Source organism: Ornithinibacillus caprae, assembly GCF_009728145.1.
GTDB classification, from domain to species: domain Bacteria; phylum Bacillota; class Bacilli; order Bacillales; family Amphibacillaceae; genus Ornithinibacillus; species Ornithinibacillus caprae.
This window is the reverse complement of sequence record NZ_WOCA01000012.1, coordinates 25839-49670: the sequence shown is the minus strand read 5'-3', so window position 1 is coordinate 49670 and position 23832 is coordinate 25839. Positions and strand designations below refer to the sequence as shown.

At 36.3% G+C, this 23832-nt stretch carries 24 protein-coding genes and 1 other annotated feature; of the genes, 22 read left to right on the top strand and 2 right to left on the bottom strand.

The window, feature by feature from the left end; translation table 11 throughout:
* Positions 1-52 precede the first annotated feature (52 nt).
* The 18 genes from pgeF to pyrE all read left to right on the top strand — a co-directional run bounded on the left by pgeF (position 53) and on the right by pyrE (position 18738).
* Positions 53-865 carry a peptidoglycan editing factor PgeF gene (gene pgeF, locus GMD78_RS14330; protein WP_155669485.1) on the top strand — a complete coding sequence of 271 codons (813 nt, stop codon included), beginning with the start codon at positions 53-55 and terminating at the stop codon, positions 863-865.
* Between the two features lie 21 nt (positions 866-886).
* Complete coding sequence (locus tag GMD78_RS14325; RefSeq protein ID WP_155669581.1) at positions 887-1564, top strand: YggS family pyridoxal phosphate-dependent enzyme; 678 nt, start codon at positions 887-889, stop codon at positions 1562-1564.
* A 13-nt stretch (positions 1565-1577) separates the two neighbouring features.
* Positions 1578-1997: a cell division protein SepF gene (locus tag GMD78_RS14320; RefSeq protein ID WP_155669484.1), complete on the top strand. Its 420-nt coding sequence runs from the start codon at positions 1578-1580 to the stop codon at positions 1995-1997.
* 3 nt (positions 1998-2000) lie between these two features.
* Positions 2001-2267, top strand: a complete 267-nt coding sequence (locus GMD78_RS14315) for a YggT family protein (RefSeq protein WP_155669483.1) — start codon at positions 2001-2003, stop codon at positions 2265-2267.
* Between the two features lie 12 nt (positions 2268-2279).
* On the top strand, positions 2280-3059 hold the full coding sequence (locus GMD78_RS14310; protein ID WP_155669482.1) for a YlmH family RNA-binding protein: 780 nt from the start codon (positions 2280-2282) through the stop codon (positions 3057-3059).
* Between the two features lie 137 nt (positions 3060-3196).
* Complete coding sequence (locus GMD78_RS14305; protein WP_343042337.1) at positions 3197-3700, top strand: DivIVA domain-containing protein; 504 nt, start codon at positions 3197-3199, stop codon at positions 3698-3700.
* A gap of 57 nt (positions 3701-3757) precedes the next feature.
* Positions 3758-3984, top strand: a binding site (T-box leader).
* A 56-nt stretch (positions 3985-4040) separates the two neighbouring features.
* The gene (ileS, locus tag GMD78_RS14300; protein WP_155669579.1) at positions 4041-6797 is read left to right on the top strand and encodes an isoleucine--tRNA ligase; all 2757 of its coding nucleotides are present in this window, start codon (positions 4041-4043) and stop codon (positions 6795-6797) included.
* Positions 6798-7071: 274 nt separating this feature from the next.
* Positions 7072-7539, top strand: a complete 468-nt coding sequence (lspA, locus tag GMD78_RS14295; RefSeq protein ID WP_155669480.1) for a signal peptidase II — start codon at positions 7072-7074, stop codon at positions 7537-7539.
* Complete coding sequence (locus tag GMD78_RS14290; protein ID WP_155669479.1) at positions 7540-8448, top strand: RluA family pseudouridine synthase; 909 nt, start codon at positions 7540-7542, stop codon at positions 8446-8448. It abuts the gene before it with no gap.
* A 164-nt stretch (positions 8449-8612) separates the two neighbouring features.
* Positions 8613-9155: a bifunctional pyr operon transcriptional regulator/uracil phosphoribosyltransferase PyrR gene (gene pyrR / locus GMD78_RS14285; RefSeq protein WP_155669478.1), complete on the top strand. Its 543-nt coding sequence runs from the start codon at positions 8613-8615 to the stop codon at positions 9153-9155.
* 144 nt (positions 9156-9299) lie between these two features.
* Positions 9300-10205, top strand: coding sequence for an aspartate carbamoyltransferase catalytic subunit (locus tag GMD78_RS14280; protein WP_155669477.1), 906 nt, complete (start codon positions 9300-9302; stop codon positions 10203-10205).
* A complete protein-coding gene (locus GMD78_RS14275) occupies positions 10180-11472 on the top strand; it encodes a dihydroorotase (RefSeq protein WP_155669476.1) in 1293 nt (430 codons plus the stop codon). The genes GMD78_RS14280 and GMD78_RS14275 overlap by 26 nt, the downstream gene beginning before the upstream one ends.
* Positions 11462-12565 carry a carbamoyl phosphate synthase small subunit gene (locus GMD78_RS14270; RefSeq protein WP_155669475.1) on the top strand — a complete coding sequence of 368 codons (1104 nt, stop codon included), beginning with the start codon at positions 11462-11464 and terminating at the stop codon, positions 12563-12565. Before GMD78_RS14275 ends, GMD78_RS14270 begins: the two co-directional genes overlap by 11 nt.
* A complete protein-coding gene (gene carB, locus GMD78_RS14265) occupies positions 12558-15755 on the top strand; it encodes a carbamoyl-phosphate synthase large subunit (protein ID WP_155669474.1) in 3198 nt (1065 codons plus the stop codon). The genes GMD78_RS14270 and carB overlap by 8 nt, the downstream gene beginning before the upstream one ends.
* Entirely contained in the window at positions 15755-16507 is a 753-nt protein-coding gene (locus GMD78_RS14260; protein ID WP_155669473.1) for a dihydroorotate dehydrogenase electron transfer subunit, read from the top strand. The genes carB and GMD78_RS14260 overlap by 1 nt, the downstream gene beginning before the upstream one ends.
* Positions 16504-17418 (top strand): dihydroorotate dehydrogenase, encoded by a 915-nt coding sequence (locus GMD78_RS14255; RefSeq protein ID WP_155669472.1) that lies wholly within the window; start codon positions 16504-16506, stop codon positions 17416-17418. The genes GMD78_RS14260 and GMD78_RS14255 overlap by 4 nt, the downstream gene beginning before the upstream one ends.
* Positions 17415-18140, top strand: a complete 726-nt coding sequence (gene pyrF / locus GMD78_RS14250) for an orotidine-5'-phosphate decarboxylase (RefSeq protein ID WP_155669471.1) — start codon at positions 17415-17417, stop codon at positions 18138-18140. The genes GMD78_RS14255 and pyrF overlap by 4 nt, the downstream gene beginning before the upstream one ends.
* Positions 18124-18738 carry an orotate phosphoribosyltransferase gene (pyrE, locus tag GMD78_RS14245; RefSeq protein ID WP_155669470.1) on the top strand — a complete coding sequence of 205 codons (615 nt, stop codon included), beginning with the start codon at positions 18124-18126 and terminating at the stop codon, positions 18736-18738. Before pyrF ends, pyrE begins: the two co-directional genes overlap by 17 nt.
* A 470-nt stretch (positions 18739-19208) precedes the next feature.
* Here pyrE and GMD78_RS14240 read toward each other — a convergent pair whose 3' ends face one another.
* The gene (locus tag GMD78_RS14240) at positions 19209-19985 is read right to left on the bottom strand and encodes a class I SAM-dependent methyltransferase (protein WP_155669469.1); all 777 of its coding nucleotides are present in this window, start codon (positions 19983-19985) and stop codon (positions 19209-19211) included.
* A 16-nt stretch (positions 19986-20001) separates the two neighbouring features.
* The gene (locus GMD78_RS14235) at positions 20002-20769 is read right to left on the bottom strand and encodes a class I SAM-dependent methyltransferase (RefSeq protein ID WP_155669468.1); all 768 of its coding nucleotides are present in this window, start codon (positions 20767-20769) and stop codon (positions 20002-20004) included.
* A gap of 121 nt (positions 20770-20890) precedes the next feature.
* Here GMD78_RS14235 and GMD78_RS14230 point away from each other — a divergent pair, with 121 nt between their 5' ends.
* The 4 genes from GMD78_RS14230 (at position 20891) to GMD78_RS14215 (ending at position 23795) form a co-directional block, all read left to right on the top strand.
* Positions 20891-21754 (top strand): LysR family transcriptional regulator, encoded by an 864-nt coding sequence (locus GMD78_RS14230; RefSeq protein ID WP_155669467.1) that lies wholly within the window; start codon positions 20891-20893, stop codon positions 21752-21754.
* 128 nt (positions 21755-21882) lie between these two features.
* Positions 21883-22764 (top strand): aminoglycoside 6-adenylyltransferase, encoded by an 882-nt coding sequence (locus GMD78_RS14225; protein WP_155669466.1) that lies wholly within the window; start codon positions 21883-21885, stop codon positions 22762-22764.
* Positions 22765-22781: 17 nt separating this feature from the next.
* Entirely contained in the window at positions 22782-23324 is a 543-nt protein-coding gene (locus tag GMD78_RS14220; protein ID WP_155669465.1) for a GNAT family N-acetyltransferase, read from the top strand.
* 60 nt (positions 23325-23384) lie between these two features.
* Positions 23385-23795, top strand: coding sequence for a hypothetical protein (locus GMD78_RS14215; protein ID WP_155669464.1), 411 nt, complete (start codon positions 23385-23387; stop codon positions 23793-23795).
* The last annotated feature ends 37 nt before the right edge of the window (positions 23796-23832 follow it).

Here is a 23832-nt window from a genome sequence, read left to right as displayed (position 1 = left end):
ATTATGTAAGATGTGTTAAAATAAGGGGAGTTATAGAATAGGGGGGAGTAACATGGCAGAAACTTTTCTACCAGAAACAGAATCCTTTTTATCGATACAAAAATGGCAGCAAAAACATCCTCATTTAATTGCAGGTTTTACAACTAGAAATGGTGGAGAAAGTAAATCCCCATTCGACTCACTTAATTTAGGGTTACATGTTGCAGATGATAAAGAAAGAATTATTTCTAATCGTAAAATATTAGCTGAACAATTGGGTTTTCCATTAGAAAACTGGGTATCCGGTGAACAAGTACATCATTCCAATGTGCATATGGTAACACTAGATGACAGGGGGAAAGGCTCAACTAGTTATGAAAGCTCTATTCAAGGAACCGATGGATTAATTACAAACGAATCCGGTGTATTGTGTACTGCTTTTTTTGCTGATTGTGTCCCTTTATATTTTTATGATCCTCATACCGGATATATAGGGATTGCTCATGCTGGTTGGAAAGGGACTGTAAATCGAATTGCAGAAAAAATGGTAAACAAACTTCAGTCAATAGGTGTTGATGTTAAGAATCTACTAGTTGCCATTGGTCCGTGTATCTCACAAGAAAAATATGAAGTTAATGATCATGTTCTTCAACATATTGACCCAGTACTTAGGGAAAATACCATATTACAATCAGGTGAGGGGAAATTTTTATTAGATTTAAAGCAATTAAACGTTGAAATTCTTTTACAATGTGGTGTTATTCGTAATAATATAGATGTAACAAATTATTGCACGTATACTGATCAATCGCTATTTTTCTCCCATAGAAGAGATCAGGGAAAAACTGGGCGAATGTTAGGATATATTGGTTATAGGAGATTCTAAAGGAGAGGAGAATTGGCAATAATGGACGTAGCAGCAAATTTGGACACAATTTCATCTAATATAAAACAGTCTTGTAGCAAAAATAATCGAAATCCTGAGGAAATTACCATAATCGGTGTGACAAAATATGTTACAATAGAACGAACAGAAGAAACAATACAGGCAGGGATTTCTAATCTTGGCGAAAATCGTCTAGAAGGATTCCTAGAAAAGTATAATTATTTTGGTAAACGAGCGAAATGGCATTTTATCGGTACGTTACAATCGAGAAAGGTTAAAGAGATTGTCGATAAAGTGGATGTAATTCACTCGTTAGACCGGCTATCATTGGCAAAAGAAATAGACAAGCGTACAGAACAACCCATGGAATGTTTTATTCAAGTAAATGTGAGTGGTGAAGCATCCAAGCATGGGCTTCACCCTGATGATGTTCAGAGATTTGTGGAGGATCTTGCTCCATATTCGAATATCCGTGTTGTTGGATTAATGACAATGGCACCACATATTGATGATGAACAACGTTTACGTCGTATTTTCCGAGAGTTAGTAACGCTAAGGGATTCGATAAGAGATCAAAAAATTACTTATGCACCTTGTAATTACCTATCTATGGGGATGAGTAATGATTATCAGGTTGCTATTGAGGAAGGTGCAACACATATTCGTATTGGATCGAAACTAGTAGGGTCTAAAGGATAAGTGAGGTGAAACAATGAGTATTAGAAATAAAATTAAAAACTTTTTTGCGATGGATGACGAATATGAATATATTGAGGAATCAGTAGAGTACTCAGAGCCTGAAAGAAATATAAAAAGAGATAATGTTGTTACGTTAAAGAGTATCGAAAAAACAAATTCTAGGGTGGTACTTTGTGAACCACGAACATATAATGAGGTACAAGATATTGCTGATAATATTATAAATCGTAGAGCAGTAGTTATTAACTTGCAACGTACAGATCATCAGCAGGCAAAACATATAATAGACTTCTTAAGTGGCACTGTATATGCACTAAATGGTAAAATGCAAAAGCTAGGGTCACAAACATTTTTATGTGTTCCAGATAATGTAGATGTAACTGGATCCATTTCCGATTCACTATTAGAAGAAGAAATTAATAAAGGATGGTAATTGATGTATCAAATTTTTAGTTTATTGGATACTGCACTATACATATATAGTTTTGGGTTAATTATTTATATTTTTATGTCATGGTTTCCGGGTGCACGTGAATCAGCATTTGGTAGCTTTCTAACTAAGATCTGTGAGCCTTATTTAGAGCCATTTCGTAAAATTATACCGCCACTTGGAATGATTGATCTTTCTCCAATTGTAGCTATTCTAGTATTACATTTAGCAAGAACAGGTATATGGGAACTATATCGTTTTATTGCTTTTTAAAGGATTGTAAAAATGGATATTTATCAGCACTTTAGAAAAGAAGAACATGACTTTATTGATCAAGTATTGTCTTGGATTAATGAGGTAGAACGATCTTATCAGCGGAAATTGACCGACTTTCTTGACCCGCGTGAACAACAAATTGTTGATATGTTAGTTGGGACAAGCAATGATGAAATTCAAGTTCAACAATTTGGTGGGGGAAAGTATTCGGAACGGAAACGAGTAATTATTGCTCCTTACTATGAAGAAATAGCACAAGAAGATTTTGAGTTAACATGTTTACAGGCATCCTACCAAGAGAAGTTTATTACCTTATCCCATCGAGATGTAATGGGTTCCTTTTTATCATTAGGAATTAAGCGTAAGAAACTAGGGGATATTGTTGTTAAAGACGGTCTCATTCAACTTATTACGACGAATGACATCGCAATGTATGTATTGACTAACCTATCCTCTTTCAAAAAGGCAACGATCAAATTAGAGGAACAACCACTCGAAAATCTTCTTGAAATTGCTCCAAATTGGGTAGAAACAGATCAAACTGTTTCCTCATTACGGCTAGATAATGTTTTAAAAGAAATTTATCATATTTCTCGTAAGGTTGCTTCAGAATATATTGAAAAGAAGTATGTAAAAGTAAATTATAAGCTAGTAGAGGATGGGAAATTTCTACTACAAGAAAATGACCTTATATCATTACGTGGAAAAGGTAGAAGTATGCTTGTACGTATAAATGGTCAAACCAAAAAAGATAAAATAAGAATTACTACAGCTGTTTTACGTGATTAACGTAAAACATTATTTTTAAAATATATTTCACTATTTTTGCAGGACTTTAGAGGTTTTTGTCGAAATAAGCTATTATAACGTTTATAAATTTTTATTATTAACATAGAATGATCAAATATTGTAAGGAGGTGGCCTCTGTGCCATTATCACCACTAGATATTCATAACAAAGAGTTTACAAGAGGTTTTAGAGGGTATGATGAAGATGAGGTTAATGAATTTTTAGATCAGGTTATAAAAGATTATGAAATGGTAATACGAGAAAAGAAAGAATTAAAAGAAAAAGTAGAGCAGCTCAATGAAAAACTAAGTCATTTTACCAATATTGAAGGTACACTTAATAAATCTATTTTAATAGCTCAGGAAACTGCTGAAGAATTAAAAGGTAATGCGTCAAAAGAATCGAAATTAATCATTAAAGAAGCAGAGAAAAATGCGGATCGGATTATTAACGAAGCGTTAACGAAATCGCGACGTATTTCTTTAGAAGTGGAAGAGTTAAAGAAACAAGCTAAAGTATTTAGAACACGACTAAAAATGCTAGTGGAGGCTCAGTTGGATATGATCGAAACGGATGACTGGGATGAATTATTTGATGTCGAAATGGGCGAAGAGCTTGAATTGATCAATAATGAGTCTTAAATCTTGACGTTTTTTGGATTTTTACATATAATTCATACACGTAAAGTTAATACTAGTAAAAATACAAGGATAGAGAAAGTATAAAAGCAATTTATCTGTTTTAGCGAGTCAGGGATGGTGTAAGCCTGATACAGCAGTGCTTTTAGAAAATCACTCTTGAGTATCCATTCGAAAGACCATCTAGTAGAATTGGACGGATAGTTCACGTTACGAATATCAAGTGAATTTAAAATGCAACATTTTAAATTTATAAGGGTGGTACCGCGAGTCTTCTCGTCCCTTTTGGGATTTGAAGGCTTTTTTTAATTTTGTTAGATCTATGAAGGAGGAAATGTTAAGTATGGAATACAAAGATACGTTACTCATGCCAAAAACGGAATTTCCAATGCGTGGGAATTTGCCAAATAAAGAACCAAAACGACAAGAAAAATGGGAAGATATGAACCTATATGAAAGACAACAGGATCGAACAAAAGAAAGACCGTTGTTTATTTTACATGATGGACCTCCATATGCAAATGGGGACCTACACATCGGACATGCGTTGAATAAAATTTTAAAGGATTTTATTACACGCTACAAATCAATGACTGGATATCACGCACCATATGTTCCAGGTTGGGATACACACGGGTTACCTATCGAAACAGCATTAACAAAAAATAAAAAGGTAGACCGCAAAAAAATGAGTGTTGCTGAATTCAGACAAAAATGTGCTGAATATGCAATGGGGCAATTAAATAATCAACGTACACAATTTAAGCAACTAGGTGTTCGAGGTGAATGGGATAACCCATATATCACCTTAACAAAGGGTTATGAGGCTGCACAGATTAAAGTCTTTGGAGAAATGGCTAAAAAAGGCTACATTTATAAAGGGTTAAAACCTGTATATTGGTCTCCTTCATCTGAGTCAGCACTAGCAGAAGCAGAAATTGAATATCAGGATAAGCGTTCACCTTCCATTTATGTTGCCTTCGAGGTTTCAGACGGGAAAGGAGTATTAGATCAAGGTGATAAAATTATCATTTGGACTACTACACCATGGACAATTCCAGCAAACCTTGCGATCGCATTACATCCAGCTTTGAATTATGTTGTTGTAGAAGTTAACGGTGATCGGTATGTTATTGCTGAAGAGTTACTTGAGACAGTTACAACGGAGTTAGAGTGGGATAACCCAAAAGTGGTGAAAACATTTAAAGGAAAAGATGCGGACAAGGTGGTTGCAAGACATCCATTCTATGATCGCGATTCGTTAGTGGTATTAGGTGAGCATGTAACAACAGAAGCTGGTACAGGATGTGTTCATACAGCACCAGGCCACGGGGAAGATGACTTCTACGTTTCGAAAAAATATGGTATTGACGTATTATGTCCAGTTGATGAAAAAGGTGTATTTACTGCGCAAGCACCTGGATTTGAAGGAATGTTCTATGATAAAGCAAATAAAGAAATAACTGAAAAACTTGAAGAAGTTGGAGCTTTAATAAAGCTGACATTTATTACGCACTCTTATCCGCACGACTGGAGAACGAAAAAGCCGACCATTTTCCGAGCTACTTCCCAATGGTTTGCATCCATCAAAGATTTCCGCCAAGATATCCTAGATGAAATCAAACGTGTAAACTGGTATCCATCTTGGGGAGAAACTAGGTTATATAACATGGTTCGCGATCGTGAGGATTGGTGTATTTCTCGTCAGCGTACATGGGGAGTTCCAATTCCAGTATTCTATGGTGAAGATGGAACACCAATAATTACAGATGAGACAATTGATCACGTATCAAAATTATTTGCTGAGCATGGATCAAATATTTGGTTTGAAAAAGATGCAAAAGACTTATTGCCTAAAGGGTTTACATCTAATCATAGCCCAAATGGTAAATTCACTAAAGAAACGGATATTATGGACGTATGGTTCGACTCTGGTTCTTCACACGCAGGAGTATTACTAGAGCGTGATGATCATAGACGTCCTGCTGATATTTACTTAGAAGGTAGTGACCAATATCGTGGTTGGTTCAATTCTTCTTTATCAACATCTGTTGCTGTTACTGGTAAAGCACCTTATAAAAACATTATTAGTCATGGATTCGTATTAGATGGTAATGGTCGTAAAATGAGTAAGTCATTAGGTAATGTTATTTTACCGAGCAAAGTATTAAAACAGCTTGGTGCAGATATTTTACGACTATGGGTATCTTCTGTTGATTATCAAGCAGATGTACGCATTTCCGATGATATTTTAAAACAAACATCAGAAGCATATCGTAAAATTAGAAACACATTCCGTTTTATGTTAGCTAACCTATCTGACTTCAATCCGGAAACGGACCGAGTACCAGAAGCAGAAATGCAAGAAGTTGATCGTTATATGCTTCATCGCTTACAACAACTTCTAAAAGATGTACGTGAAAGCTATGATAAATATGAGTTTTCACCTATTTTTCATCGTATTCATAACTTCTGTGCAGACGATCTAAGCTCGTTCTACTTAGATTTTGCAAAAGATATTCTATATATTGAAGCAAAGGACAACCATCGTCGTAGAAGTATTCAAACAGGTTATTACGAAATTTTAACAACATTAGTAAAACTTTTAACTCCAATTATTCCTCATACAGCAGATGAGGTATGGGAATACATTCCTGGAGTAGAGGAGGAAAGTGTTCAATTAACCGATATTCCTGAACCAAGAGAAATTACTAATTTCGAAGGGTTAGAAGAAAAATGGAATCAATTCATGGCTGTTCGTGATGATGTGTATAAAGCGTTAGAAGAAGCGAGAAATGAAAAAGTAATTGGGAAGTCATTAGAAGCTAAAATTACCGTCGTACCAAAAGATGAACAAACGAAAAAAATGTTAACATCTATCCAAGATGTACATCAATTATTCATTGTTTCCGAAGCGGTTATTAGTGATAGTGAACCGAACGCGAAAGCGTATAAGTATGTTGACGTTCAAGTTGAAAAACATTCTGGTGAAAAATGTGAACGTTGTTGGGTTGCATCAGACACTGTAGGAGAAGATACGGACCATCCTACATTATGTGCGCGTTGTGCTGACGTAGTAAAAGAACACTATACTGCATAATGATTGATTAATCAGGAGCCCTCTAGAGATAGAGGGCTTTCTTTTAGAAAATACGAAAACTCTCCTATGCTTTATAGGTGCAATGAAGGCTTTTGCCATAAACTTATACGTAAGTGTATAAGGGTTTCTAAAAAAGCTATAGAACTCTTTTCAAGAATACCTTTTACAAAAGTCAAGTTTTCTAACATTGAAAAATACAGGATTAAAGTATAAGATATATAAAGTATTTATTATTAGAAGATGTCTGAGAGAATATGGAATCGGAGGACGTACAATGTATTGGTATTACATAATTGCAGCAATCATTATAGGAATTGATCAATTTACCAAATGGCTCGTTGTTAAAAACATGGAACTGTATGAACAAATTACAATTATGGAGAACTTTTTTTACCTTACGTCTCACCGAAATAGTGGTGCTGCGTGGGGGATTTTAGCTGGGAAAATGGTATTCTTTTATATCATTACGGTGATTGTAATAATAGGTGTTATTTATTACATGCAAAAATTTGCAAAAGAAAGCAAGCTCTTAGCTGTGGCGTTAAGCTTTATCCTAGGCGGAGCAATTGGAAACTTTATTGATCGCGTCTTACATCAAGAGGTTGTTGACTTTTTTGATTTTATTTTTTTTGGCTATGACTTCCCTATTTTTAATGTTGCGGATTCTGCTCTTGTTGTAGGGGTAGGGTTAGTGATAATTGCAACATTTCTGGATGAGAAGAAAAAGAAAGGAAATGCTTAAATGACTTTAGAGCATGTTGTTACAGAATCAGAAGGAAAAACTAGAATTGATAAACTAATGGCTATGATTAATCCGGATCAATCCAGGTCACAGGTTCAAGCATGGATCAATGAGGATTTGGTTACGGTAAATGATCAAGTAGTGAAAGCGAATTATAAGTGTCAGGTTGGAGATGTAGTTCGGTGGACTATTCCTGAAGTAAAGCCATTAGCTGTTGAAGCAGAAAATATCCCATTAGATATCGTGTATGAAGATCCTGATTTGTTAGTAGTGAATAAACCAAAGGGGATGGTTGTACATCCTTCAGCAGGACATCAAGGTGGAACATTGGTAAATGCTCTACTTCATCATTGTAATGACCTCTCTGGAATTAATGGAGTAGAGCGCCCTGGAATTGTTCATCGAATTGATAAAGATACAAGTGGCTTATTAGTTGTTGCAAAGAATGATAAAGCACATGCAAGTTTAGCAGAACAGCTTGCTTCTAAAGATATTGAAAGAAAGTATGAAGCAGTTGTACATGGTGTCATTGATCATGATACTGGTATGATTGATGCACCTATTGGAAGGGACCCTAAAGATAGACAGCGAATGGGAATTGTAGAAAATGGAAAAAATGCAGTTACCCATTTCCAGGTGCTTAAACGATTTAAAGATTTTACACATATTGAGTGTCAACTGGAAACGGGAAGAACACATCAAATTCGTGTACACATGAGATATATTGGGTTTCCATTGGTAGGGGACCCTAAATATGGTCCAAGAAAAACCATGGACACTAAAGGACAAGTTTTACATGCCAAAGTTCTTGGATTTACACATCCCACCACTGGAGAACAGCTTCGTTTTGAAGCAGAACTACCAACTTATTTTCAAGAAGTTCTTTCTACGATTGAAAAAATGTATTGACAGATTTCTAGTTGTTTGAAATAATAAATGAAATGAATAGCGATCCTTTAATTATAGTCCCGTGAGGCTAAAAAGGAAACGGAATATGCTCGTACTAGAGATACGTGTATCCAAAACCCTTTTTTCCTCATGGAAAAAAGGGTTTTTCTTACTGAGGTGATTAAATGAAGAAAAAAACGGAAGTATTAGACAATAAAGCAATGAACCGTGCACTTACGCGAATTGCTCATGAAATACTAGAGAAAAACAAAGGTGGAGCAGAATTAGTAATTGTTGGAATAAAAACAAGAGGAGTTCCTCTAGCTAAACGATTACAAGAAAAAATAAAAATGATTGAGGATTTAGAGGTTCCAATTGGTGAACTAGATATCACATTATACCGTGATGATTTAGAAAAAGCAGTTGATGCCAGCGAACCCGAATTAAAGGATACGAATATTGAAGTAGATGTTACCAATAAAAAAGTCATTTTGATTGATGATGTACTTTACACAGGAAGAACTGTTCGAGCTGCAATGGATGCAGTAATGGATATTGGTAGACCATCACAAATTCAATTAGGAGTCTTAGTCGATCGCGGCCATAGGGAGTTACCGATACGTGCCGACTATGTAGGGAAAAATATTCCAACTTCTGACAGGGAGATAATTGTTGTTCAGCTTGATGAAATAGATGAAATCGATCAAGTGTCCATCTATGAAAAGTAAATAGCGAGACCTTTAACGTAAATCCAGAGAGGTTTACAAGGTCGTATGGAAGACGTGTATCCACACTACACGTATACCTCTTTGCGACCAAAAACCGCAAAGAGGTTTTTTTATAGCAAAAATTAACGTGATTAGGAGGGTATTATGAGACATTTTATTTCGCTCACTCAATTAACCAATCAAGAAATATATGATTGTTTGGACCTTGCTGAAGCATATCGTATGGGAAGAATTCCACTCAAGGAAAAGCTTTTTGCTGCAAATTTATTTTTTGAGAATAGTACGAGAACCAAAATGAGCTTTGCTGTTGCAGAACGAAAGTTAGGGATGGATATACTCGATTTTCATGTAGAAGCATCCAGTGTTAGAAAAGGGGAATCATTATATGATACTGCTAAAACTTTTGAGGCAATTGGAGCTGATCTCATAGTGATTCGTCATGAAGCGGATGACTGGTTCCAACAATTGGATCAGAAAGTCTCTGTTCCGATCATTAATGCAGGAGCTGGAAAAGCAGAACACCCAACACAATGTTTGCTAGATTTGCTAACGATTTACCAAGAATTTGGCAGGTTTGAAGATTTACAAATCGTGATCGTCGGGGATATTAAACATAGTAGAGTTGCAAAATCAAATGCATTTGCTTTACAACGATTAGGGGCAAAGGTTTACTTAAGTGCGGCTCCAGGCTACGTAGATGAAGAACTGGATTTTCCTTATATTTCAATGGATGAAGCAGCTAGGATATGTGATGTTGTGATGCTTTTAAGAATTCAACATGAGAGACATGAGCATCAGTTGACCACAACCAATTATCTAACCAAATTCGGTTTAACAAAGGATCGTGAGAAAGAGATGAAACAACATGCCATTATCTTACATCCTGCCCCAGTTAACCGAGGAGTAGAGATCGATTCTGATTTAGTAGAATGTGATCGCTCCAGAATCTTTAAACAAATGAACAACGGGGTTTATATCAGAATGGCAATCATAGCACTTATGTTAAACGAATGGGGGATTACAAATGAATATACTCTTGAAAAATGTTAAACGTTTATTACCAAATGAAAAAATGGAATCATGCGATGTGTTGATTGAAGAAGGAAAGGTAAAAGAAATTAGTTCATCTATTACGAATTTGGTAGATCAGGTTATAGATGGAAATGATAAATTATTGGTACTACCAGGGTTTATAGACGTTCATATCCATTTGCGTGAACCAGGTGGTGAACATAAAGAAACAATCGTCACTGGAACGAAAGCAGCTGCTCGTGGAGGATTTACTACAGTGTGCGCAATGCCAAATACCAATCCAGTTCCGGACCAACCAGAAAAGGTACGTCATTTATTAGAAAAAATTAAAGAAAATGCAGTAGTTCGAGTACTACCTTATGCTTCCATTACGAAGAACTTAAAAGGAGAAGAACTTACTCATATTAAAGAAATTGCTGAAATTGATCAAGTTTTTGCTTTTACAGATGATGGGGTAGGTATTCAAACTGCTGATCACATGTTGCGAGCTATGAAAGAAGCGGCCGCATGTAACAAAGCAATCGTGGCTCATTGTGAAGATAATTCTATCGTATATGGTGGAGTCGTCCATGACGGTGAAGTAAGTAAACGATTAAATTTACCAGGAATTCCATCACTTAGTGAATCAGTACAAATTGCTAGAGATGTTCTACTGGCTGAAGCAGCAGGGTGCCATTACCATGTATGTCACGTAAGTACGAAGGAATCTGTGCGTGTAATAAGGGATGCAAAAAAAGCAGGGATTCACGTAACAGCTGAAGTAACGCCACATCATTTACTGTTAAATGAAGAGTTTATTACTGAGAACAATGCCAATTATAAAATGAACCCACCATTACGGAGTAAAGCGGATCAAGAAGCATTATTAGAAGGATTACTCGATGGAACCATTGATTTTATTGCAACCGATCATGCACCACATACAGAAGGTGAAAAAGAAGTAGGAATGCATGATGCTCCATTTGGTATTGTTGGACTAGAAACAGCCTTTTCATTACTTTATACGTATCTCGTAGAACCAGGAAAAGTGACATTAAATCAATTAGTAGATTGGTTAACTATTAAACCTGCAACGGTATTTAATTTACCATATGGAAGATTAGCAGAAGGAGAAATTGCTGATTTAACCTTAGTAGACCTAACCGGTGGTATCAAACTTGATAAAAATTCATTTTATTCAAAAGGAAAAAATACCCCTTTTCATAACTGGGAAGTTTCAGGTTTACCAGTCGTTACGATAGTGGAAGGGAAAATCGTCTATGAGGAGTGTCCACATGTTATTTAAACGTCAATTAGTGCTAGAAGATGGAACAATTTTTGTCGGGGATGGATTTGGCAGTGATCGAAGTATTAGTGGGGAAGTGGTATTTAATACAAGTATGACTGGATATCAGGAAATTATTACGGACCCTTCCTATTGTGGTCAGATTGTAACACTTACGTATCCGTTAATTGGAAACTACGGAGTCAATCGTGATGATTTTGAGACGGTTGCTCCATTTATTAACGGACTAATTGTGCGTGAAATGAGTGAGTATCCATCTAATTTCCGAAGTGATGAAAATTTAGATAACTTTTTAAGAGCACATGATATACCGGGACTTTCTGGCATAGATACAAGAAAACTTACAAGAATTATACGTAACTACGGGACGATGAAAGGATACATTACCAATTCGGATCAACCATTAGATTCTATTCTTCAGAAACTAAAACAGACTCCGTTAAGAAATGACCAAGTAAAACAAACATCAACGGTTAAGCCATATATTGTTCCTGGTAGAGGATTACGAATTGTACTAGTTGATTTTGGAATGAAGCACGGAATTCTTCGTGAGTTAACGAAACGAAATTCCCATGTAACAGTTGTTCCGTATAACTACGGAGCTGAGAATATTTTACGTCTAAAGCCGGATGGCATTATGTTAACGAATGGACCAGGGGATCCAAAAGATGTTCCAGAAGCAATAGAAATGATTAAAGAAGTGATAGGTACGATACCGATTTTTGGCATTTGTCTTGGGCATCAGCTTTTAGCACTTGCCTGTGGAGCGGAAACGGAAAAGTTAAAGTTTGGCCATCGTGGTGGAAATCATCCTGTGAAAGATTTAGAAAATGGAAAAACGTATTTAACATCACAAAATCATGGATATGCAGTTGTAAAACAGTCATTAGCAAACACAGGATTGCAATTAACGCAAGTAGCCCTTAATGATCAAACCGTTGAAGGAATTAGACATCTAACGTATCCAGCTTTTTCAGTACAATACCATCCTGAAAGCTCGCCGGGACCAGAAGATACGAATTATTTATTTGATGATTTTTTAACTATGATTAAAAACTATCAAAAACGAAGTGAGGAGATCATATATGCCTAAACGTACTGACATCGAGAAAATTCTAGTTATTGGATCAGGACCAATTGTTATTGGTCAAGCAGCTGAGTTTGACTATTCTGGCACACAAGCATGTCAAGCACTTCGTGAAGAAGGATTTACTGTTATTTTAGCTAACTCAAATCCAGCAACAATTATGACTGACCAAACAGTTGCAGATAAAGTGTATATGGAACCATTAACGGTAGAGTTTTTAACCAAGATTATTCGTAAGGAACAGCCTGATGCATTACTTCCAACACTTGGTGGTCAAACTGGATTGAACTTAGCTGTTGCTTTGGAGCAAACCGGTATTTTAGGAGAAAACGATGTAACCTTATTAGGAACATCATTGGAAGCTATTCAAAAAGCAGAAGACCGTGAGAAATTCCGCTCATTGATGCAGGAAATTAATGAACCAGTACCTGAAAGTCAGATTGTTCATTCTGTAAACGAGGCAATTGACTTTGCCGGAGAAATTGGTTATCCACTCATTGTTCGGCCAGCATACACCCTAGGAGGAACTGGTGGTGGGATGTGCTATAACGAGAGGGAACTTCGTGAAATAACTAGAAACGGATTAGCATTATCTCCTGTAAATCAATGTTTAATTGAACGAAATATAGCAGGGTTTAAAGAAATTGAGTATGAAGTAATGCGCGATCAAAATGACCAAGCAATAGTTGTATGTAACATGGAAAATGTGGATCCAGTAGGAATTCATACGGGTGATTCCATAGTCGTTGCACCATCTCAAACATTAAGCGACCGTGAATATCAAATGCTACGAAATGCATCATTAAAAATAATACGCGCATTAAAAATCGAAGGTGGTTGTAATGTTCAGTTAGCCCTCGACCCGACTAGCTTTGATTATTATATCATTGAGGTGAATCCACGTGTTAGTCGTTCATCAGCACTGGCATCTAAAGCTACTGGTTATCCGATTGCAAAAATGGCCGCAAAAATTGCTGTTGGATTAACATTAGATGAAATCGTCAATCCAATAACAGGTACAACCTATGCGATGTTTGAACCAGCATTAGATTATGTGGTTACCAAAATTCCTCGTTTCCCATTTGATAAGTTCGTTACTGGTGATCGGAAACTTGGAACCCAGATGAAAGCAACTGGCGAAATCATGGCGATTGGTCGAACGTTTGAAGAATCCATTTTAAAAGGGGTTCGCTCCCTTGATATAGGAACAGAAGATATGTGGCTAAAATCTCTTGAAATGGTAGAAGATGAACAACTTATTCATCGACTGGAAAAAGCGGATGATGAGCGGATTTTTGTACTTGCAGAGATGCTTCGACGCAACATGTCAATTGATGACCTATTTGAAGTAACGAAGATTGACCGGTTTTTCCTGATCAAATTGCAAAAACTTATCGAATTAGAAAATGAGTTAAAGCAACATAAACATTCAGCCCAGCTACTTAAAATAGCTAAAGAAAAAGGATTTTCCGATTCCCAAGTAGCTAGAATTTGGAATGTAAGTATTGATGACGTATATACGTTCCGCATGAAGGAAGATATTTCACCAGTTTATAAGATGGTTGATACATGTGCAGCAGAGTTTGAATCACAAACCCCTTATTTTTATAGTACGTATGAAGATGAAAATGAATCTATATCATCTAATCGCAAAAAAGTACTTGTTCTAGGCTCTGGACCTATTCGTATCGGGCAGGGGATTGAATTCGATTATGCAACTGTCCATTCGGTATTAGCTATTAAAGAAATGGGATATGAAGCAATCATCATGAATAACAATCCGGAGACGGTTTCCACAGATTTTAGTATTTCAGACAAATTGTATTTTGAACCATTGACACTAGAGGATGTCATGCATGTAATTGAACTCGAGAAGCCAGAGGGCGTTATCGTACAGTTTGGTGGTCAGACAGCCATTAATTTAGCAGCTGGGCTGGAACGCCGTGGTGTAACTATCTTAGGGACGAATTTAGAAGCAATTGACCGTGCAGAGGATCGAGATAAATTTGAACTATTACTCGATGAATTAAATTTGTTACGACCTAAGGGTAAAGCAGTATTAAAACTGGATAATGCTATGAAAGTAGCAAACGACATTGGTTATCCCGTTCTAGTACGACCATCATATGTTATCGGTGGAAGCAGAATGGAGATCGTTTATAGTAACGAGGAATTACAGACATATTTGGAGAAAACAACAAATTTATCGAATGAACATCCTATTTTAATTGATAAGTACATTACTGGAATCGAAGTAGAGGTTGATGCAATTAGTGATGGAGAAACAACGATCATTCCGGGAATAATGGAACATATCGAACGTTCTGGTGTACACTCGGGTGATTCGATTGCTGTTTATCCACCACAACGAATTTCTGAAACAATTAAGCAAAAATGTAAGGATGCATCATTAAAAATAGCGGAGGCACTTCAGCTAAAAGGACTGATCAATATTCAGTTTATTGTTTATGATGATAATGTTTATGTACTTGAAGTAAATCCAAGAGCTAGTAGAACGATACCATTTTTAAGTAAAATTACCGGAGTAACGATGGCTAAACTTGCTACAAAGTGTATATTAGGCACAAAGCTGGCTGATTTAGGCTATGACTCTGGGATTCTACCAGAGGATAGTCAAGTTTCGGTCAAAGTACCTGTATTTTCCTTTGAGAAGCTACGCAGTGTGGATACGATTTTAGGACCCGAGATGAAATCTACAGGGGAAGCGATCGGGTATGACAAAACATTAGAAAAAGCTTTATATAAGGGGTTAATCGCATCCGGATTATCCATACCACATGAAGGTGCTGTATTATTAACCGTGGCAGATAAGGATAAACAGGAGATGCTTGAAATAGCGGAACGTTTTCATCAATTAGGTTTTCAACTGTATGCAACAGAAGGTACTGCCCGTCTTGTGAGAGGTTTAGGAATGCCTGTTACAGAAGTTGCCAAGGTTGGGTCTAGTGAACCAAACGTATTATCCATTATTGAAAAAGGGCAAGTACAATTTGTTATTAATACGTTAACTTCAGGTAAACAACCACGTTCAGATGGGTTCATGATTCGCCGATTATCGGTTGAACATGGTATCGCGTGTCTCACTAACTTAGATACTGCAAATGCCATTTTGAATGTAATTGATTCAACAACATTTAGTGCAAAACCAATGTCAAATCCAGAGGTTGTTGTCTAATGATTAATAAAGAACAAGTAACGATTCTATCATCTAAAACGATTGCTTTAGATACATTTGAAATGGTACTGAATAATCATTATATTAGTCAGCATGCGAAGCCAGGTCAATTTTTGCATATTTATGTTGAGGGTCATACGTTAAGGAGGCCAATTTCTATTGCTAACGTTGATCCCGAACAAGAAACGATTACTGTGTTGTTTAAACGAATGGGAGCAGGTACACAGAAAATAGCAACCTATCAACCTGGGATGGTGCTTGACGTATTAGGTCCCAGTGGAAATGGCTTTTATATAGATAGTAATGATTCCACGGTGCTACTTATTGGAGGTGGAATTGGTGTTCCACCCTTGTATTTTCTCGGAAAAACACTTGCAAAGCAGGGACGAAAAATAATATCTGTTCTTGGTTTTCAATCGAAACAACACGTATTTTATGAGCAAGAATTTAAAGCATTAGGGGAAACGATTATTGTTACAAATGATGGATCGTTTGGAGAACAAGGATTTGTAACGGATGTGATGGATTCCCTAGGTCAGTATGATTGCTATTACTCATGTGGTCCATTACCAATGCTACAAGCAATTACAGCTATCGTTCCTAATCAAAAGGGGTATATTTCCTTAGAAGAACGTATGGGATGTGGCGTTGGTGCTTGCTTTGCTTGTGTAATTCCAACTGCAGATGAAGCTGGTTACCGAAAAATATGTAAGGACGGACCAGTATTTTCTGCTAAGGAGGTAACGTTATGAGTCAGTTAGCAGTAAACCTTCCTGGGCTTAATTTGAAAAATCCTATTATGCCAGCCTCTGGATGTTTTGGATTTGGCCGGGAATATAGTGAGTTTTATGATTTAAGTAAACTAGGAGCAATTATAATGAAGGCTGCAACTGGATCAGAACGTTTTGGAAATCGTACACCAAGGGTAGCGGAAACAGCCTCTGGGATGTTAAATGCAATCGGATTACAAAATCCCGGTGTAGAAAACATAATCAAGCATGAAGTACCGTTTCTAGCAAATTACAATACATCGGTTATTGCCAACGTAGCAGGGAGTACATTAGAAGAATACGAGCATGTTGCAGCAGCTTTTAATGACACCGAACATGTCCATGCACTTGAATTGAATATCTCTTGTCCGAATGTAAAAGAAGGTGGTATTCAGTTTGGAACTGATCCAGAAATGGCAGCGCGTGTGACAGAAGCAGTAAAACGTGCTAGCAATTTACCAGTCTATGTCAAACTGTCCCCAAATGTATCGGATATTTTATCGATGGCAAAAGCGGTAGAGGATGCTGGAGCAGATGGGTTGTCTATGATTAACACGATTACAGGCATGCAGATTCACCTTCCATCAGGAAAGCCACTATTGGCCAATAAAACCGGCGGCTTATCTGGTCCTGCTATTAAACCTGTTGCAATCCGAATGATTTACGAAGTAAGCCAAGAAGTATCTATCCCCATCATTGGAATGGGCGGAATAACAACTGCAGAAGATGTACTTGAATTTTTATTAGCTGGTGCAAGTGCTGTTGCAGTAGGTACGGCAAATTTTCAAAATCCTTTTGTATGTGTTGAAATAATTGATGAATTACCACATGTACTATCGAAGTATGGTTATGAGTCAATTACTGATGTAATTGGTAAGGGGGTTAGCGTATGAATCCATCAATCTATTTAGCCCTAGATTTTCCTGCCTGGGAAGAAGCAAACCTATTTATTGAAAGGAATGGATTACAAGGGGTACCTGTGAAAGTTGGAATGGAGCTTTTTTACCGAGAAGGTCCTGCTGTAATCGAACGATTAAAGGAAAATAATCATGAAATATTTCTTGATTTAAAGCTGCATGACATTCCAACAACCGTGATGCGAGCGATGAGAAATATAGCTACATTAGGTGTAGATATGGTTAATGTTCATGCTTTAGGTGGAAGTGAAATGATTCAGGGGGCGAAGGAAGGTTTGCTGTCTGGCTCTCATTCTAGTAGCCGGCAAACGAAGCTAATTGCTGTTACCATGTTAACTTCAATGGATCAAGCGGTAATGAATATGGAATTATTAATTCCTGGAGATTTACAAGCAAATACAGTTCATTTCGCTCAATTTGCTGCAGAAAATGGTGCTGATGGAGTGGTTTGTTCGGTACATGAAGCAAAACAAATTAAATCTGTTTGTGGTCCATCGTTTCTTACGGTGACACCTGGAATTCGTTTAATGGATACGGAAAACAATGATCAAAAGCGAGTCGCTACCCCTCAATTTGCAAGAGAAAACGGGTCTGATATTTTAGTTGTTGGGCGTAGTGTAACACAGGCAACTAATCCGAAACAAGCTTACCTACAGGTTTTACAAGAATGGGGGAATGAACATGAACTTAAGTCGTGAATTAGTGCGAGATTTATTAGCAATTAAAGCAGTACAAATTAATCCAGAACATTACTTTACATGGACATCTGGAATTAAAACACCAATATATTGTGATAACAGATTGACGATGAGTCATCCTGAAGTACGTCAAAAAATTACAAATGCGTTCATTGAAATGTTAGAAGCATTGGATGATCAACCAGATGTTATTGCCGGATGTGCGACTGCTGGTATTCCACATGCAGCATGGTTAGCAGACCGACTTAATCTCCCAATGGTATATGTTCGTTCTAAGCCAAAAGGTCATGGCAAAGGAAATCTAATCGAAGGAGAATTTAAAGCCGGACAAAAAGTTATCGTGATTGAAGATTTGATTTCAACAGGTGGTTCGTCTATAGATGCTGCAAAAGCATTGCAGGACGAGGGCGCCGAGATCATTGGCGTTTTCGCTATCTTTACTTATGGTATGAAAAAATCAATAGATAACTTTGCTACAGTAAACATTCCATTCCAAACCATCACAAGCTTTGACTTACTATTAGACGCAATGGTTAAGGATGGAGAAATTACAGCTGAAATACAAACTGATTTACTTTCGTGGCGTGAAAAATTGTAATGGGAATGAATAATAAGAGGTGTAAACAATTAGTTTTAGTTTCACCTCTTATTATTATCATGAGTGCCCAAATGAAGCAGAGAAAATGAAAAACGGTAACTCAAAGCGTTGATGAGTGCCCAAATGAAGCAGAGAAAATGAAAAAAGGTAACTCAAAGCGTTGATGAGTGCCCAAATGAAGCAGAGAAAATGAAAAAAGGTAACTCAAAGCGTTGATGAGTGTCCAAATGAAGTAGAGAAATCAAAAAACGGTAACTCATAGCCGTGATGAGTGCCCAAATGAAGCAGAGAAAATAAAAAACGGTAACTCAAAGCGTTGATGAGTGCCCAAGTGAAGCAGAGAAAATGAAAAACGGTAACTCAAAGCGTTGATGAGTGCCCAAGTGAAGTAGAGAAATCAAAAAACGGTAACTCATACTAGCAGTAGCCATGAGTCCCACAAACAAAGTTGAGAATTCGTCACGTTTGAATTATTTAACTGCTGTCCAAATCGTCCACCGATCTTTTTCGATAATATCTCCATCTGTTGATATGGCTTGCCCAACGTGATTAAGTAAGACTTCTAACTCTTGATCGGATAATTCATGTAAAATACTTCTTCCAGTTCGTTTTCGTAGGTCTTGGAGCAATTGCTTTTTATTAGTATACGTTTTTCTTGTTTCCCATAACTGTACTTCTTGAATACTTGTAAACCCATTTACTAAAAGCTTTTCCAAAACTTCTTTGCTCTCGTGTCGACGATTCATTTCTATTGTTGATAATCTTGGAAAGAGGTCAAAAATATATCCTCGAATATGTGATTCATCACCTGGTAATAAACAGTCTTCCGGTGTGCGATCCTGAATAATAAAGGTTCCTCCATCCTTTAGTAGTCGATGTGCTTCTTGGAAACAAGAAGATAAATCAGAAAGATGATGGATTAATGCTCGTTCAAGTACTAATTCAAATTGGTTACTGCTTAGGCCGGTAGAATAAGCATCCCCGTGATGAAATGATATATTATCGTATTCTCTACAATTCTCTTCAGCACCTTCTAAAATGGTTTCAGAAAAGTCTATAGCTGTAGCAGAAGGAATGCCCATATCTAATAATGCCTTAGAATAGATCCCCCCACCACATCCTATATCAGCTGCTCGAGAAACATTATTTATAGAAACTAGTTGTTGCATGGCTGATTTCCAAGAAGGGTCGGCAGTTCGTGATGAATAGGTTATTCTATTTTGTTGATGATGAAAATTCATACCCATGACATAACACTCCGATTTATTGTTTTTTCTGACATAACACCATCCACTCATCAATTGTAAATGATTGAATATCTTCTTCATTAGATTCAATGTGGAAGTACGAGTGAATATCATTTGCTTCATGTAGCATAAAGTTTTTAACATTCTCCTTATCTTTTTGTGAGTCTAGCGTTCGATTGATCCATTCCGTATAAGGGAGGGTTTTCTTCTTTTTTTCTTGTTTTACGACTGTAAATTGATGTTTATGAAACAGCTTCATCCATTCCGAGATTCTAAGTGAACGAACATGGCTATAATCACGCATTTTTTCTAACTGGTTAATAAATGTATCATACTTCTCTTTTTCTGGTGCAACATTATCTATGAACAAGAATACTCCTCCAAGTTTTAATACACGGGCAGTTTCTTGCATAAATTTAGCTGGATTCGGAAAATGATGGGCAGCTATACGACAGGTGACAATATCAAAGGTGTGATCAAGGAACGGTAGATTTTCTGCATCCGCGACAATGTAATGAATGTTATCGTAATTTGTTAGATACTTTGAGGCAGTTTCCAGCATCTGCTTTGTAATATCGGTAGCAAAAACAGTATGGACATGTTCAGATACGGATTTTGCAACATGACCTCCACCAGTTGCAATATCTAATACCATCATATTTGGTTTTGGTTGTATCCATTCGATTAATTGACTTAAGTCCTTTCCTTTGGAATGTGTACTACTTGTTACATAGGCTTCCCGGTTTTTAGAGAAAGATTGTATAACCTCATCTTTAATTCTCATTATTCATCCCTCATTCTATAGATTTATTGTTACCTTTAGGTTATAATGATTTATGCAATAAGTAAAATATCATTTTTTAATCGAATCCAATAACAAATTGTTATCAAATGGGGAAGTTTTTATGAAAATAGAAGATTATGAGTTACTATTAAAGTTAAATGAGATTGGAACGATTCGTGGAACCGCAAAAGCTGTTCTTATTTCACAACCTGCAGTTACACAACGGCTAAAATATATTGAAGAATATTTAGGAGTGAAAATATTCATTCGGACCTCTAAAAGTCTAGTACTAACTCCAAGTGGTGAAATGATTTTAGAGCATGCTAGAAAAGTAGTGGAGCAGGAACAGCTATTAAAGAACAATCTTGCTGAATCTAGTAAAGAAGTCAAAGGTACATTATCGATAGCGTGTTCTTCTTTAATCAGTCAACGTTTTCTACCAGCAATACTAGGGGAGTTTACGCAAGCTTTTCCGAAAGTTACAATCGACCTAGTAACAGGAATTAGTGAGGATATTAAAAGTCATCATAAGGATTATCATGTTTGTATTATTCGTGGTCAAAAATTAAAAGAAAGTACATGTGTTCGTTTATTTGAAGACCCTTTGTATATCTTTGATACAGAGGCCTTTCCAGATCATACGGTAAAGGAACGCCCGCTCATTTCTTTTAAAAGCGATGATAGTATGCATGAATTAGTAGATAATTGGCTGTACCACCATCAAGACGAAATCAAACCACAAAAAACAATCCGTGTGGACCAAATTGAAACCTGTAAGCAGTTTATGAAGCAGGGGATTGGTATGGCTGTATTACCAAAGAGCGTGTCTGATTCCATGATGAGTGAATACCCACATATTGCATTAACATTGGATGATAAGCCTGTAACAAGAGATACATGGGTTTGTTTTCAAGAGGGAATTCGTAAATTGCCACAGGTAGATGAGTTTATTAATGTATTAACGAAGCGAACGTTTTTACAGTAAATATTGAAACACTTATCAGATCTATTTTAAATTTGTAAGTGTTTTTTTATTTTGCAGTATTTTTAGTTTATTCTGTGTTAAGATTATTGTAATTGTTGGAAATGTTATCCTAATTGAGGTGAAGAAGCATGCGAAATGAACAGGAAATATTTGAGTTAATAATTAGAGTTGCGCAGGAAGATGAGAGAATTAGAGCTGTTTATATGAATGGTCCAAGGACTAATCCTAACATACCTAAGGATATCTTTCAGGATTATGACATTGTTTATGTCGTAAATGAGACTTTTAGTTTCATAGAAGATGCCGGATGGATTCGGATATTTGGAGAGTTACTAATGGTTCAAGAACCAGATAAGCTTGACAAAGGTATAGGTCAGAATAAGGATTTTAACCGCAACTATGCTTATTTAATGTTATTTACAGATGGAAACCGGATTGATCTTACACTACAATCCATTGAATCTATGCAAAAAGAGTATGGCAAAGATAGGTTAACGATTCCTTTACTAGATAAAGATCATATTTTACCATCAATCCCTTCACCTTCAGACATAGATTACCATGTAAAGAAACCAACCGAAGGACAGTTTGATAGTTGTACAAATAATTTTTGGTGGTGTTTGCAAAATGTTGCTAAAGGGATCTGGCGTGATGAACTGCCATATGCAAAGCTAATGTTTGAATATACAACAAGAGACTGTTTGGATAAGATGCTCGAGTGGTGGGTAGGAATTCAACATAATTACCAGGTGTCGACAGGTAAATTAGGAAAATATTATAAGAATTTTCTTCCAGATTCGTATTGGGAAATGTATAAGAAAACATATTCTGATTCGGACTATAAGCAAATGTGGCAATCGATCTTTTTTGCCTGCGATTTGTTTAGAGTTTTATCTCAAGATGTTGCCAAACATTTCAATTGGTCCTATCCATTGGAAGATGATGAAAATATGACAAGCTTTATTAAACACGGCAGGGATTTACCAGCAGATGCGAAGGAAATATATTAGATAAAGGGAGAGATATTATGGAGTTTCCAAAATTAAATACCAAACGACTAGTATTAGATAAAATTACAAAGGAACATATTCCTAGTTATTATGATGTTTTGTCTAGGGAAGTAGTGACAAAATACTATGGTATGGATAGCTTAAAAAGTCTAGAAGAAGCATCTAAATTAGTTGAGTCACTTCAACAGACGTATGAGAGTAGACGAGGTATTAGATGGGGGATTTTTTTGGCAGAAACAGGTGAATTTGTAGGAACTGTAGGATTAAATAATTTAAGCACTTGGAGTAAGAGAGCAGAAGTTGGTTATGAATTACATCCTAATCATTGGAATAAAGGAATAACAACAGAAGCTGTAGAGGAAGTATTAAGGTATTCTTTTGAAGGATTAGGTTTAAATAGAATGGGAGCGGTCACATACCCACAGAATGAATCATCGATAAAATTATTAAAACGTCTTGGTTTTAAGAATGAGGGATTATTAAGAGGATATCTTTATCAGAATGGTAAATCTAACGACGCTTTTGTTTTTTCCATATTAAATTCAGAATGGAATCGTTAATCTATAAAGTCAGATGGAACTTTGAGCTATTCCCTAAACTCCTAATAGGAGGTATTGCAAATGAGAAACTTTATAAGTTTATCCTTTCTCTTCCTATTTATTTTTCTAACAGCTTGTTCAGGTCAACATTATAAAAGTTTAACACGAGTAGAAGTGCAGGAAGTTGATTCCGAAGAAAATTATAGGGATACTATTCAAATTACGGATCAAGAAACGATAGAGGAGCTAATTGGAATTTTTAAAAACATTAGATGGGAACCTAATACGGAGCCTTCAATAGCTAGAAAAGAAGACATATTACTATCGCTTTATTATGACTCCAGCAACAGTACTATCGAAAAACAAAATCTTTATAGAATTTGGTTCAGTGATCGTGGTACAGCGACGTTGATAAGTGACTATGAAAAAGAAGGATACGGTGGGCTAAATAAAGAGGATGTCACAAAGCTAAAAAACATTCTAGCAAATTAGATAATGTTTATTTATAGAAGCAAAATAGATCTAGGAG